We start from the raw sequence: 13041 nt of genomic DNA, 5'->3' as shown, positions 1-13041 counted from the left end.
TCTTTTCTCAGGAATTCCAGCTTATGTTGAGCTACCGCCACGCCTTCCATGCGGGTAACCACGCCGATGTCCTCAAACACTTCGTCCAGGTGCAGCTTCACCTGTACATGAACCAGAAGGACGTCGCCTACACCTATATCGATACCCATTCGGGCGCTGGCGTGTATGCGCTCGACAGTTTCCAGGCCACCAAGACCGGCGAGTACGACACCGGCATCGGCCCCCTGTGGAATGCGACCAACGTCCCCGAGGCGCTCAAGCCCTACCTCGACCTGGTCAAGGGCATGAACCCGAGCGGCAAGATGCGCTACTACCCGGGCTCGCCCTATGTGGCCGACCAGATGTCGCGCCTCGATGACCGCCTGCGCCTGTTCGAGCTGCACCCGGCCGACGTCAAGATCCTGCACGAGAACGTGCGCAAGGCCGAGGCGCACCGGGCCGAGCAGGGCGAGCGCGCCCGCGGCAAGCGCGTCCTCATCGAGCACGGCGACGGCTTCCAGAGCCTCAAGAAGCTGCTGCCGCCGCCTTCGCGCCGCGCGCTGGTGCTGGTCGACCCGCCGTATGAAGTGAAGGATGACTACAAGAAGGTGCGCGACGCACTGGAAGAAGCCCTGGGCCGTTTCCCGGCAGGCATGTACGCGGTCTGGTATCCGGTGCTGCAACGCATGGAATCGCGCCAGTTCCCTGACAAGCTCAAGCGCCTGGCGGCCAAGGAGTGGCTCAACGTGACCCTTACCGTCTCGACCCCGGGGCCGGACGGCATCGGCCTGCACAGCAGCGGCATGTTCATCCTGAATCCGCCCTACACCCTGGAAGCGATGCTGCGCGAAACCATGCCTTATCTGGTGCAGGTGCTCGGCAAGGATGCCGGCGCGCGTTTCACCATCGAAACCGGCACCCAGCTGACCGGTGCCGCCTCCGCGCGCCTGGCCGGCGAGGGGCCGCGTGTGCCGGTCGGCAATGCGCGCCGCGCCAGCCCGCTGTCCGGCAAGGGCAGCCTGCGCCTGCCGGGACAAAGCATGGTGCGTGAGGGCGAAGAGGCGGCGCCGGCCGCACCGAAGACAGGTGCGCGCCGCGTCTGGCACCCGGACGGCAGCGTCCAGGGCAAGCCGCAGGCGGGCGGGCCGGGCGAGGGACGCGCTCCGGGCAAGCGTCCGGCTGTCGCGGGCGGCGCCACGGGAGCACGCTCGGCAGCGCCACGCGCTGACGGTCCGCGCAGCAACGGACCGCGCAGCGCCGGTCCGCGGCCGGCTGGTCCACGCACCGGCGGCAAGGGCGGCGGCAAGCGCTGATCCGCAAGTTCGATATAAAAATGCTAATAGTGTCGGATCTGTAGTATAGTCTCCGAGGCAGGCGTTCGCGCCTGTCCGGCGCGTCTATCCGGGCCGAAACAGTTTCCAGGAGTTTTGTAGATGCATGCCGAAGCAACGGCAGCGGCATCCGTGCCGTCCAACGATTTTTTCCTCGCACGTCAGCCTATCCTCGGCCGTGACCAGCACCTCGTGGCATTCGAGCTGCTGTTCCGTGCCGCCGGCGAGGACGACGATGCGAAACTGACCGACAACGCTGCGGCGACGGCGGCCGTGATCTCGCACGCCTCGCAGCTGGGCATGGAGCAGGTGGTCGGCGAGCAGCTGGCCTTCGTCAACGTCGACGAGGTCGTCCTGATGAGCGACTTCGTACGTTTCCTGCCTCCGCATAAGGTTATCCTCGAAATCCTGGAAACCGTCAAGCCGACTCAGGCTTTGCTGGCGCGTGTCGCCGAGCTGAAAGAGCTCGGTTTCAAGTTCGCGGTCGACGACGTGGTCGAGCATTCGCCCGAGCTCGACCGCCTGGTCGGCCTGGTCGACGTCATCAAGGTCGACGTCAAGCTGGTGCCGCCGCAAGAGCTGAAGGGCCTGGTGCGCTCGCTCAAGTCCACCGGCAAGAAGTTGTTGGCTGAAAAGGTCGAGACCATCGACGAATTCAAGCTGTGCATGGAGCTGGGTTTCGAATACTTCCAGGGCTATTACTTTGCCCGCCCGGTCATCTTGTCGGGCAAAAAGATCACGCCTTCGGAGATGACGATCCTGCGCCTGCTGGAGCTGGTGAGCTCGGATGCGGACGCCCAGGTGATCGAAACCGCGGTCAAGCGCGATGCCCTGATCAGCCTGAACCTGCTGCGCCTGGTGAACAGCCGCGCGGCGCCGGGGCCGCAGATCGAGTCGCTGTCGCAGGCGCTGCACCAGCTCGGGCGGCGCCAGCTGCAGCGCTGGCTGCAGATCCTGCTGTACACGACCGCGGGCGGGGTCGAGCTGGCCTCGCCGCTGCTGCAGCTGGCCACCACGCGCGGCAAGCTGCTCGAGCTGATGACCCTGGCCCGCTATCCGAACGATGCGGCCAGGGCCGATCGCGCCTTCACGGTGGGGATCATGTCGCTGGCCGATGCGCTGTTCTCGATCCAGATGCGCGACATCCTCGACAACGTCGAGGTGGCGGACGACGTGCGCACGGCGCTGCTCGACCGTGAAGGGGAGTTCGGCACCATGCTGCGCGTGGCCGAGCTGCTCGAGGCGGCGGAGGGCGGGTGCAAACTGTATAACGCGCTGCGCAAACTCGGCCTGTCGGTGGCGCAGATTCGCGAGATCGAGTTGCAGGCCTTCGACTGGGTGAGGGAACTTACCCATGAAGTGCATTGACGCGTCGCGCTGAGACGACACATCAATTACCGTTGTCCTGAAGACCGTCATGCGCGCCACTGGCGCCCATGACTCCCGCGCAGGCGGGAATCCAATTCCTTCGCGTAGTGACTGCCTTTGCGTTTAGTGGCGGCCCATGCAAACTTGGGTTCCCGCCTGCGCGGGAACGACGTGCGGACGGAACGGGGCCGCGTTACGCTGTCACTGCGCCAGGAACAGGAACACGGTCGGCTTCTTGTGAAAATCCGGCCCCTTGCCGGCCGCCAGCGCCGTCTTCCACTTCGCGGCCGTCAGCGTCCGGACCGACTCGCTCGCCAGCGACAGATCCGTCGCCACGCAAATCAGGGTTCCAGGCTGACAGGCGCCGACGAGGGCCTCCAGCATCTGCCCATTCCGGTACGGCGTTTCGATGAGAAGCTGGGTCTGCTTCTCGCTGCGCGAACGCCCTTCCAGCTGCCCGATGCGCTTGGTGCGCTGGGTCGCGTCGGTCGGCAGATAGCCGTTGAAGGCGAAGCTCTGGCCGTTCAAGCCGCTTGCCATCACCGCCAGCAGCAGCGAGGAAGGGCCCACCAGCGGGCGCACCGGGATCCCGTGCTGGTGGGCCAGGCGCACCAGGTCCGCGCCCGGGTCGGCCACGGCCGGCACGCCCGCTTCCGACACCAGTCCCGCATCGCGTCCCGCCAGCAGCGGCTGCAGCAGTTGCGCCAGCGCGGCCGGCGGCGTGTTCACGTTCAGTTCGGCGATCTCGATTTCTTGCAGCGGCCTGGACAGCGGATGGTCGATGGCGACCAGCTTCAGGAAAGCGCGCGCGGTCTTGGCGTTCTCGGCGACGAAGTAGTCGAGCCTGGAGGTCAGGGCCTGCACCTGCGTCGGCAGCAGGGCCGAGAGGGCGCCGGAGGAGGCATCGGTGGGGCCAAGGGTGTTCGGGATCAGGTAAAGGGTGCCGGGCATCGTTGAGAAAAAATAAGAGGTGTTACACGCCGAAGAAGGAAACGCCGGCGCGGCGCAGCATGCTGCTCAAGGCGATCAGCGGCAGGCCGGTAAGGGCGGTCGGGTCGCTTGACTCGATCCGTTCCAGCAGGGCAATTCCGAGGCCTTCGTTCTTGGCGCTGCCGGCGCAGTCGTAGGGCTGCTCGATGCGTAGGTAGGCATCCAGCTCGGCATCGGGCAGGTCGCGGAAGTCCACGAAGACCTGCACATTCTCGACCTGGGCGGCTTGCAGCGGGTCGGCCACGCGGCTGTCCCACAGGCACAGTGCAGTATGAAACACCACGCGGCGCCCGCGCATCAGCTGCAGTTGCGCCAGCGCGCGCGCATGGTCGCCTGGCTTACCGATCTGCATGCCGTCGAGCGTCGCCACCTGGTCGGAGCCGATCACCAGCGCACCCGGAGCACGCGCCGCCACCGCGGCCGCCTTCTCGCGCGCCAGGCGCATGGCGGTGTCCTGCGGCGTTTCGCCGGGCCGGGGTGTTTCGTCGATGTCGGGTGCGATCGCCTCGAAGGGCAGCTGGAGGCGCGACAGCAGCTCGCGCCGGTAAGCGGAACTGGAGGCGAGAATGAGGCGCGAAGGCGCCGAACTTGGTATCATTGCGGTCTGGCGAATAAGGAAAACTATAAGCTAAGCTAATAGATCATATATCTCCGTCAAGTAAACCCGATAAATCATATCGGGTACAACGCGCAGCGCTCAAAAACGACGTAAGTCTTTGACTCTGCGGGGAGAAGCCTGTTATTATCGCAGGTTTTCCGGGGAAGTTTTCCAAATGAGCGCTTTTGTCATTGACGCCTTCGAGTTTTGCCGGAATAGCGGACACCGCGAGGGCACGACCCCTGTCGCCGAGATGACCCGCCTGGCCGCCGATTGCGTCGACAAGTCCGGCGAAATCCGTTGGTCGATCGACGGCGGCCTGACCAAGCAGGGTTACCCATCGATGACACTGGCGGTTGCCGGTCCCGTGAAGCTGGTGTGCCAGCGTTGCCTGACACCGATGGAATACGAGATCGACTCGTCCACCGTGCTGGTGCTCGGCAAGGACGACGAAGATGCGGACGGGATCGAGGAAGTCCTCGACGACGAGAGCATCGACGTGATCGTCGGCAGCCGCGAGTGCGACATCCGCCAGCTGCTGGAAGACGAAGCCCTGCTGGCCCTGCCGCAGGCACCGAAACATGAGGTATGTCCGGACACCAAGCTTCTGGACACCCTGAAGACCGAGAAGGTCTCGCCGTTCGCGGCACTGAAAAATCTCAAGCCCGAATAAGCATTACAGAATTAGTAGTACCGCAGTACCGAGCAGTACGACTGAAAGAACGTGTCAAACGCGTGCAGTAGTCGAGTATGGCAGTAGGCAGTTGATGTAGCAGCGTTAAAACATGTCGGCGATGGATGAATAAGAAATTGCCGCTGGGATACTCGATCTGCAAGTATTTGCAAATCGAATGTGTTAGAATTTTAGAACTTATGTATTAGGAGTCATCATGGCAGTTCAGCAGAATAAGAAGTCCCCGTCGAAGCGCGGCATGCACCGTTCGCACGATTTCCTGACCGCACCGAACCTGGCAGTCGAGCCGACCACCGGCGAAACCCACCTGCGTCACCACATCAGCCCGAACGGTTTCTACCGTGGCCGTAAAGTCCTGAAGACCAAGAACGACGAGTAATCGACGTCTTGTCCTTTAGTACTGTGAAGGCGGTGCAACGTATGTTATCTGCGTGGCGCCGCTTTTTCTTTTCCGTTTTCAGCGGCTGCAACAACTTTGCACTCCGTCATTTTGAATTGCGCGGACAGCGGCTGGCTACGCGCCATGCCCCATCCCATCTTGCCGCCCGCATCGCGTGAGCCGGCATCCCCCGACAAATGACAATCACAATTTCCATTGACTGCATGGGCGGCGATCACGGCCCCTCAGTTACCATTCCGGCAGCCGTCTCGTTTCTAAAAAAACAAGCTGACGTCCACCTCATCCTGGTGGGGCTCGAAGACGTCCTGCGCGCCGAACTCAAGAAGCATGGCGCCGAGTCGAACGCCCGCATCACCGTTAAAAACGCCACCGAGGTCGTCACCATGGACGACCCGCTCGAGATCGCCCTGCGCAAGAAGAAGGATTCGTCCATGCGCGTGGCGGTCGAGCTGGTCAAGGACGGCAGCGCCAATGCCAGCGTCTCGGCCGGCAATACCGGCGCCCTGATGGCCGTCTCGCGCTACGTGCTCAAGACCATGGCCGGCGTCGACCGTCCGGCGATCTGCTCGATCATGCCGAACCAGAAGGGCGGCCCGACCTACATGCTCGACCTGGGCGCCAACGTGGACTGCGAACCGCACCACCTGCACCAGTTCGCCATCATGGGCTCGGTGCTGTGCTCGGCCATGGAGAACAATCCGCGCCCGAGCATCGGCCTGCTGAACGTCGGCACCGAGGAAATCAAGGGCAATGACGTGGTCAAGGCCACCGGCCAGCTGCTCAAGGCCGACCACGAGCGCGGCAAACTGAATTTCCACGGCAACGTCGAAGGCAACGACATCTTCAAGGGCACGGTGGACGTGGTCGTGTGCGACGGTTTCGTCGGCAACGTCACGCTCAAGGCCGTCGAAGGCTTGTCGCGCTTCGTCAAATCCGTGTTCACGGAAAATATCTTGTCGATGGCCGGCGCGCTGCTGGCCCGTAAGTCGCTCAAGAAGCTGAACCCGGAGCGCTACAACGGCGCCAGCCTGCTCGGCCTGAAGGGCCTGGTCTTCAAGAGCCACGGCGGCGCCAATGCCTTCGCCTTCGAATGGGCGATCAAGCGCGCCTACGACGCCGCCAAATACGACGTACAAGAGCAGCTGTCGGCCCTGATCGCCGAACTGATGCCGCCCCCGCCCGACGCCCAGCAGCGCCAGGCTTGACCAAAACCAGCAGGATGGTGGAACAGATGACTGTCTACAGCAAGATCACCGGTACCGGCAGCTATCTGCCGGCCAAGCGCGTCACCAACGATCAACTCGCGGCCCAGCTGGCCGAGCAGGGGATCGAAACCTCCGACGAATGGATCGTGACCCGCAGCGGCATCTCGAGCCGCCACTACGCCGCCAGCGACGAGAACGCCTCCGACCTGGCCGTGAAGGCCGCGCGCAATGCATTGGAAGCGGCCGGCTGCCTGCCCGCCGACATCGACCTGGTGATCGTCGCCAGCTCGACCCCGGACTTCCACGGCAGCTTCCCGAGCACCGCCTGCATCGTGCAGCAAAAGCTCGGCATGGCGAACAACAGCGCCGCGTTCGACGTGCAGGCCGTGTGCAGCGGCTTCGTGTACGCGGTCTCGACCGCCGACGCCTTCATCCGCGCCGGCGTGTACAAGCGCGTGCTGGTGATCGGCGCCGAAGTGTTCTCGCGCATCCTCGATTTCACCGACCGCACCACCTGCGTGCTGTTCGGCGACGGCGCCGGCGCCGTGGTGCTGGAAGCCTCGGAAGAGCCGGGCGTGCTGGCCACCAAGCTGCACGCCGACGGCAGCCAGTCGCACATCCTGTCGATCCCGGGCAACCTGGCCGGCGGCGCCGTGGCCGGCAGCGGCTTCCTGTACATGGATGGTCCGGCAGTGTTCAAGCTGGCCGTCACCGTGCTGGAAGAAGTCGCCAAGGAAGCGCTCGAGCACGCCAAGATGCAGCCCTCGGACGTCGACTGGCTGATCCCGCACCAGGCCAACCTGCGCATCATGAAAGGCACCGCCAAGAAGCTCGGGCTGCCGATGGAAAAGATGGTCGTCACCGTCGACCAGCACGGCAACACCTCGGCCGCCTCGATCCCGCTGGCGCTCGATTGCGCCGTGCGCGACGGCCGTATCAAGAAGGGCGACAATGTGCTGATGGAAGGCGTCGGCGGCGGCTTCACCTGGGGCGCGGTGCTCGCCCGCATGTAATCGCCATCCCGAATTCGTAGGGTGGGCGGCGTCGCCGCCCACGCGGTGATAGTTAACGGCGAGATCACCGCGCCCGAAATCGGAGCCCATAACGATCGCCGCGTGGGCGGGAGACCCGCCCACCCTACGGAGAACAATAAAATGACAAAATTCGCATTCCTGTTTACGGGCCAGGGCGCCCAGGCCGTCGGCATGCTGAACGGCTTCGCCGGCAACCCGGTTGTCGAGCAGACCGTGCTCGAGGCCTCCGAGGCCCTCGGCTTCGACATCGGCAAGCTGATCGCCGAAGGCCCGAAGGAAGACCTCGATCTCACCACCAACACCCAGCCCGTCATGCTGACCGCCGCGGTCGCCGTGTACCGCGCCTGGATCGCCGCCGGCGGCCCGCTGCCGTCCATCGTTGCCGGCCACAGCCTGGGCGAATACTCGGCTCTGGTCGCCGCGGGCGTGATTCAGTTCAAGGACGCGGTGCCGCTGGTGCGCTTCCGCGCCCAATCGATGCAGGACGCGGTGCCGGTCGGGCAGGGCGGCATGGCCGTCGTGCTGGGCCTGCAGGCCGACGACGTGCGCGCCGTCTGCCTCGAGGCCGCGCAAGGTGAAGTGGTCGAAGCCGTCAACTTCAACGAGCCGACCCAGATCGTCATCGCCGGCCATGCCGGCGCGATCGACCGCGCCTGCGAGATCGCCAAGGCCAAGGGCGCCAAGCGCGCCATGAAGCTGGCGGTGTCGGCGCCGTTCCACTCCTCGCTGCTCAAGCCTGCTTCGGATCGCCTGCGCGACTACATGGAGAACATCGCTTTCTCGGCGCCGCAGATCGACTTGATCAACAACGTCGACGTCGCTATCCTGCACGATCCTGCCGCGATCAAGGACGCCCTGGTGCGCCAGGCCGCCGGTCCGGTGCGTTGGGTCGAGACCATGCAGAAGATGGCCGCCGAGGGTGTGACCCAGGTCATCGAATGCGCCCCGAGCAAGACCCTGATCGGCATGGCCAAGCGCATCGATGCGGTGCTGGTCGGCGAGGCCCTGGTGGACCAGGCTTCGCTGGAACGCGTGCTGGCCTCGCTCAGTGCAGCTTGACCGGCGGCTTGAGATCAACACCAAAACAAAAGGAATAGCATGAATCTGGAGAACCAAGTCGCCCTCGTCACCGGCGCATCGCGCGGTATCGGCAAGGCCATCGCGCTGGAACTGGCGCGCCAGGGCACCAAGGTCGTCGGCACCGCCACCAGCGAAAGCGGCGCGGCAGCCATCAGCGAATACCTGGCCGAATTCGGCGGCAAGGGCGTGGTCCTGAACGTAACCGACGCGGCCCAGTGCAGCGCCGTCGTCGACGAGGTGCAGAAGGGCTTCGGCAGCCTGTCGATCCTGGTCAACAATGCCGGCATCACCCAGGACAACCTGGCCATGCGCATGAAGGACGAGGAGTGGGACAGCGTCATCTCCACCAACCTGACCGCCGTCGGCCGCCTGTCGCGCCTGGTGCTGCGCGGGATGATGAAGGCCAAGCACGGCCGCATCATCAACATCACCTCGGTGGTGGGCGCCTCGGGCAACCCGGGCCAGATGAACTACGCCGCGGCCAAGGCCGGCGTGGCCGGCATGACCCGCGCGCTGGCGCGCGAGATCGGCAGCCGCAACATCACCGTCAACTGCGTCGCGCCGGGCTTCATCGACACCGACATGACCAAGGCGCTGGGCGACGACCAGCACAGCGCGCTGCTGGGCCAAATTCCGCTGGGCCGCCTCGGCCAGCCGGAAGACATCGCCCATGCCGTGGCCTTCCTGGCCGGCCCGACCGCCGCCTATATCACGGGCACCGAGCTGCACGTGAATGGCGGCATGTACATGAATTAAGGGGCTAGAATGCCGGATTGTCTTCGCTCGCGAAGAAAATCCGGCGGATTCGCCTCTTTTGGCAGTAATTTCGGTGGAATTAGCGGTAATCGCCGAAAGTAGTTTTTCATCGCGCAAACCTGATAAAATGCGCGCACTTTCCGCAACACATACCTTAATGGAGCCATAACATGTCGGATATCGAACAACGCGTTAAAAAAATCGTCGCTGAGCAACTGGGTGTTGCAGAAGCAGACATCAAAATCGAATCCTCGTTCGTTGACGACCTCGGCGCTGACTCGCTGGACACCGTGGAACTGGTGATGGCACTGGAAGACGAGTTCGAAATGGAAATCCCTGACGAGCAGGCTGAGAAGATCACCACCGTCAAGCAAGCCATCGACTACGCCACCGCGCACGTCAAGGCCTAAGCTGTCGCTTTAAAAGTTTCTGGGAGAATCGCTTGAGCCGTTCACGCAACCGCCGTGTCGTCGTTACCGGCCTGGGCTGCATTTCACCAATCGGCAACACCATTGCCGAGGCGTGGGACGCGGCGCTGGCCGGGAAGTCGGGCATTGCCAACATTACCAAGTTCGACGCGACGCCGTTCACGACGCATTTCGCCGGTGAAGTGAAGAACTTCAAGGTGGAAGACTACCTGCCGGGCAAGGAAGGCCGCAACATGGATAGCTTTATCCATTTCGGCATGGCAGCCGGCATCCAGGCCCTGCAGGATTCCGGCCTGGTCGTGACCGAGGAAAACGCGGACCGCATCGGTGTGACCATCGGTTCGGGTATCGGCGGCCTGCCGATGATCGAAGCCACCAAGGAAGAGTACATGAATCGCGGCCCGCGCCGCATCTCGCCCTTCTTCGTGCCGGCATCGATCATCAACATGATCTCGGGCGATCTCTCGATCAAATTCGGCCTGCGCGGCCCGAACCTGGCGATCGTCACCGCCTGCACCACCGGCCTGCATTGCATCGGCGCCGCCGCTCGCCTGATCGAGTACGGCGATGCCGACGTGATGATCGCCGGCGGCGCGGAATCGACCGTGTCGCCGCTGGGCCTGGGCGGCTTCGCCTCGGCGCGCGCGCTGTCGACCCGCAACGACGATCCGGCCACCGCGTCCCGTCCGTGGGACAAGGACCGCGACGGCTTCGTGCTGGGCGAGGGCGCCGGCGTGATGGTGCTCGAAGAGTACGAACACGCGGTTGCACGCGGCGCCAGGATCTATGCGGAAGTCATCGGCTTCGGCATGAGCGCGGACGCCAACCACATCACCTCGCCGGTCGAGGATGGCAGTGGCGCGGCGCGCTGCATGGTGGCGGCACTGAAGAACGCCGGCCTGAACGCCGGCGAAGTCCAGTACGTCAATGCGCACGGCACCTCGACGCCGCTGGGCGACGTGGCGGAAGTGCGCGGCATCAAGCGCGTCTTCGGCGACCACGCCAAGACCGGCCTCGTCGTGAACTCGACCAAGTCGATGACCGGCCACCTGCTGGGTGGCGCGGGCGGCCTGGAATCGGTGTTCACCGTGCTGGCGATCCACAACCAGGTGTCGCCGCCGACGATCAACATCTTCAACCAGGATCCGGAGTGCGACCTGGACTTCGTGGCCAACACGGCGCGGGACATGAAGATCGACTACGCGGTCAAGAACTCCTTCGGCTTCGGCGGTACCAACGGTACCCTCGTTTTCGCAAAAGTCTGACCTTCGGTCTGAACCAGACCACGCCCATTCCGGTCTAACCGGAATGGGCGCCCTGCAGCCGTCGTCGTTCGGTCCTGCGCAAGCCACCCCCGTATCTCCTCCGTCGCCCCCCGGGCTGCGGCGCCCTTTCCTTTCCTCGCCAAAGAGCCATGTCGATCGCGCTGAGCGTCGTCATCGCGCCGTCGCGCCGCCTGCGTTGCCTGCTTGCCGGCTTCGGCGCCTCCCTGTTCGCGGCCGCCTGCGTCGTGGGCTTCGCCACGTCCGCGCGCTTCGCGGCCGCGCCCTGTGTGGCGGCTGCGCTGCTGTTCGGAGCAGCATGCGTGCTGCATGCCGCGCTGCGTGCTGCAACGGTGCATCGCATTGATATTTCTGGACCCGGCCAGCTACGCCTGACGGTACAACAGGGTGTGCGGCAGGACAAACGCGAAGGCTTGCCAGTGAGGCTGTCGGCCGGTTCCACGCTGTGGCCGCGGATGTTGATGCTGTGCCTGGAGGGGACTGACGGCGGCGCTGCCGGAGCGGCGAACGAGGGTGCGCAGGGCGGGCGGCTACACCGCTGGCCTGGTTCGCGCGCACCCGTACGCACGCCTGTCGCCGTCCTGCCGGACAGCCTGCCGCCGGAGGCATTTCGTGCCCTGGCGGTGGCGCTCGGCGCCGGCCAACAGGCCGGGGGCGGGTCACCGGTGGAGCACAAAATACTTTGAACTTATTGCAGCGGGCCAACTCTTATGCGGGAGGGCCGTTGCAGCCGATGGGGCAGGGTCCGTGACGACAGAACGCGAGGGAGATCAGGTGTTGGTGGAGCGCGTCCAGGCTGGCGACCGGGCCGCGTTCGACCTGCTCGTGGCCAAGTACCAGCGCCGCCTGATGCGCCTGGTGTCGCGCCTCGTGCACGATCCGGCTGAAGCCGAAGACGTCGTGCAAGAGACCTTCATCAAGGCTTTCCGCGCGCTGCGCCACTTCCGCGGCGATTCCGCCTTCTACACCTGGCTGTATCGCATCGGAATCAACACGGCCAAGAATTTCTTGGTCACACAGGGCCGCCGCGCGCCGACCTCCACCGAGGCCGACGCCGAGCGGGCAGAGGGATTCGACGACGCGGACAGCTTGCGCGACATAAACACACCCGAATCGGTGTTGGCGAGCAAGCAGATTGCCCACACTGTCAATGCGGCGATGGAAGCACTGCCACTGGAATTGCGAACGGCAATTGTTCTGCGAGAAATAGAAGGATTGAGCTACGAAGAAATCTCCGAGGTGATGGCGTGTCCGATAGGAACCGTACGCAGCCGGATTTTCCGTGCACGCGAAGTCATTGCCGAGAAATTGCGCCCATTGCTCGATTTCCCGGTTGACAAACGTCGGTAGGTAGCAGGATCGTACAGAGACGGGACAAATTGAACAGACCGACGGCGACGGGTTACCAGATGGACACGAACAAGAAGATACGCGAATACATATCGGCCTTTGCGGACGGCGAACTGCCGGACGCCGACCTCGAGCTCGCGCTGGCGGCCTTGCGCGACGCGGACGGGCGGCAGACATGGGATCTCTACCACCGCATCGGCGATGCCTTGCGCGCCGAGCCCCTCGAGGCGGAACTCTCCCCCGGTTTCGCGCTGCGCCTGGCCGACCGGCTTGCCGCCGAACCGACGCCGCTGCGGCGCGCGGCAGGGCGCCCGGCGACCGCGGCCGATGCGTTGGCGGCGATCGCACCGGCGGTCGTGGCAGGGGCCGAAGCGCTCAACGGCAGCAAGATGGCCGGGCAGGGCGTGACACCGCTCGACGGGCCGGTTGCCGACACGAGCCCGGCGACCGTCAAGCGCCTTTAAGCTCACAGCCTGGGTCGACCGACACCCGACGCCGGCGCATGCATCGCTGATATGTGCGGCATATCACACAGCTCATCTGAT

At 64.4% G+C, this 13041-nt stretch carries 16 protein-coding genes; 13 read left to right on the top strand and 3 right to left on the bottom strand.

The annotated features are described in order from the left end of the window. Positions 1-23 precede the first annotated feature (23 nt). Together YWC_RS27815 and YWC_RS0101100 are read left to right on the top strand one after the other, a co-directional pair. Complete coding sequence (locus YWC_RS27815; protein WP_084416241.1) at positions 24-1292, top strand: 23S rRNA (adenine(2030)-N(6))-methyltransferase RlmJ; 1269 nt, start codon at positions 24-26, stop codon at positions 1290-1292. Positions 1293-1412: 120 nt separating this feature from the next. After that, a complete protein-coding gene (locus YWC_RS0101100; protein WP_027863722.1) occupies positions 1413-2678 on the top strand; it encodes an EAL and HDOD domain-containing protein in 1266 nt (421 codons plus the stop codon). Positions 2679-2879: 201 nt separating this feature from the next. On the opposite strand, the gene YWC_RS0101095 is transcribed toward YWC_RS0101100, so the two are convergent. Both YWC_RS0101095 and YWC_RS0101090 read right to left on the bottom strand, forming a co-directional pair. Next, positions 2880-3629, bottom strand: a complete 750-nt coding sequence (locus YWC_RS0101095) for an SAM-dependent methyltransferase (protein WP_027863721.1) — start codon at positions 3627-3629, stop codon at positions 2880-2882. A gap of 22 nt (positions 3630-3651) precedes the next feature. Further along, entirely contained in the window at positions 3652-4266 is a 615-nt protein-coding gene (locus tag YWC_RS0101090; protein WP_027863720.1) for a Maf family nucleotide pyrophosphatase, read from the bottom strand. Between the two features lie 175 nt (positions 4267-4441). On the opposite strand from YWC_RS0101090, the gene YWC_RS0101085 reads away from it, so the two are divergent. After that, complete coding sequence (locus YWC_RS0101085; RefSeq protein WP_027863719.1) at positions 4442-4939, top strand: YceD family protein; 498 nt, start codon at positions 4442-4444, stop codon at positions 4937-4939. Positions 4940-5156: 217 nt separating this feature from the next. Beyond that, positions 5157-5339 (top strand): 50S ribosomal protein L32, encoded by a 183-nt coding sequence (gene rpmF, locus YWC_RS0101080; protein ID WP_005666806.1) that lies wholly within the window; start codon positions 5157-5159, stop codon positions 5337-5339. Between the two features lie 44 nt (positions 5340-5383). Here rpmF and YWC_RS33275 read toward each other — a convergent pair whose 3' ends face one another. Then, on the bottom strand, positions 5384-5578 hold the full coding sequence (locus tag YWC_RS33275; protein WP_169728065.1) for a hypothetical protein: 195 nt from the start codon (positions 5576-5578) through the stop codon (positions 5384-5386). On the opposite strand from YWC_RS33275, the gene plsX reads away from it, so the two are divergent. The 9 genes from plsX to YWC_RS27810 all read left to right on the top strand — a co-directional run bounded on the left by plsX (position 5537) and on the right by YWC_RS27810 (position 12960). Then, positions 5537-6565, top strand: coding sequence for a phosphate acyltransferase PlsX (gene plsX, locus YWC_RS0101075; RefSeq protein WP_027863718.1), 1029 nt, complete (start codon positions 5537-5539; stop codon positions 6563-6565). The two genes, YWC_RS33275 and plsX, sit on opposite strands and share 42 nt — an antisense overlap. Positions 6566-6591: 26 nt before the next feature. Beyond that, positions 6592-7578, top strand: a complete 987-nt coding sequence (locus tag YWC_RS0101070; protein WP_027863717.1) for a beta-ketoacyl-ACP synthase III — start codon at positions 6592-6594, stop codon at positions 7576-7578. Positions 7579-7719: 141 nt separating this feature from the next. Continuing rightward, positions 7720-8658 carry an ACP S-malonyltransferase gene (fabD, locus tag YWC_RS0101065; protein ID WP_027863716.1) on the top strand — a complete coding sequence of 313 codons (939 nt, stop codon included), beginning with the start codon at positions 7720-7722 and terminating at the stop codon, positions 8656-8658. A 39-nt stretch (positions 8659-8697) separates the two neighbouring features. Next, positions 8698-9435, top strand: coding sequence for a 3-oxoacyl-ACP reductase FabG (gene fabG / locus YWC_RS0101060; RefSeq protein ID WP_027863715.1), 738 nt, complete (start codon positions 8698-8700; stop codon positions 9433-9435). A 170-nt stretch (positions 9436-9605) separates the two neighbouring features. Further along, the gene (gene acpP / locus YWC_RS0101055; protein WP_020653257.1) at positions 9606-9845 is read left to right on the top strand and encodes an acyl carrier protein; all 240 of its coding nucleotides are present in this window, start codon (positions 9606-9608) and stop codon (positions 9843-9845) included. 32 nt (positions 9846-9877) lie between these two features. Beyond that, complete coding sequence (gene fabF / locus YWC_RS0101050; RefSeq protein WP_027863714.1) at positions 9878-11128, top strand: beta-ketoacyl-ACP synthase II; 1251 nt, start codon at positions 9878-9880, stop codon at positions 11126-11128. Between the two features lie 149 nt (positions 11129-11277). Beyond that, on the top strand, positions 11278-11832 hold the full coding sequence (locus YWC_RS0101045) for a hypothetical protein (protein ID WP_027863713.1): 555 nt from the start codon (positions 11278-11280) through the stop codon (positions 11830-11832). Positions 11833-11893: 61 nt separating this feature from the next. Further along, complete coding sequence (gene rpoE / locus YWC_RS0101040) at positions 11894-12496, top strand: RNA polymerase sigma factor RpoE (protein ID WP_027863712.1); 603 nt, start codon at positions 11894-11896, stop codon at positions 12494-12496. 59 nt (positions 12497-12555) lie between these two features. Continuing rightward, positions 12556-12960, top strand: coding sequence for a sigma-E factor negative regulatory protein (locus YWC_RS27810; protein ID WP_084416240.1), 405 nt, complete (start codon positions 12556-12558; stop codon positions 12958-12960). The last annotated feature ends 81 nt before the right edge of the window (positions 12961-13041 follow it).

Source organism: Massilia alkalitolerans DSM 17462, from assembly GCF_000427785.1.
GTDB lineage: Bacteria > Pseudomonadota > Gammaproteobacteria > Burkholderiales > Burkholderiaceae_D > Telluria > Telluria alkalitolerans.
Note: the sequence above shows the minus strand (reverse complement) of the source record. Positions and strands in the feature narration are given on the sequence as shown.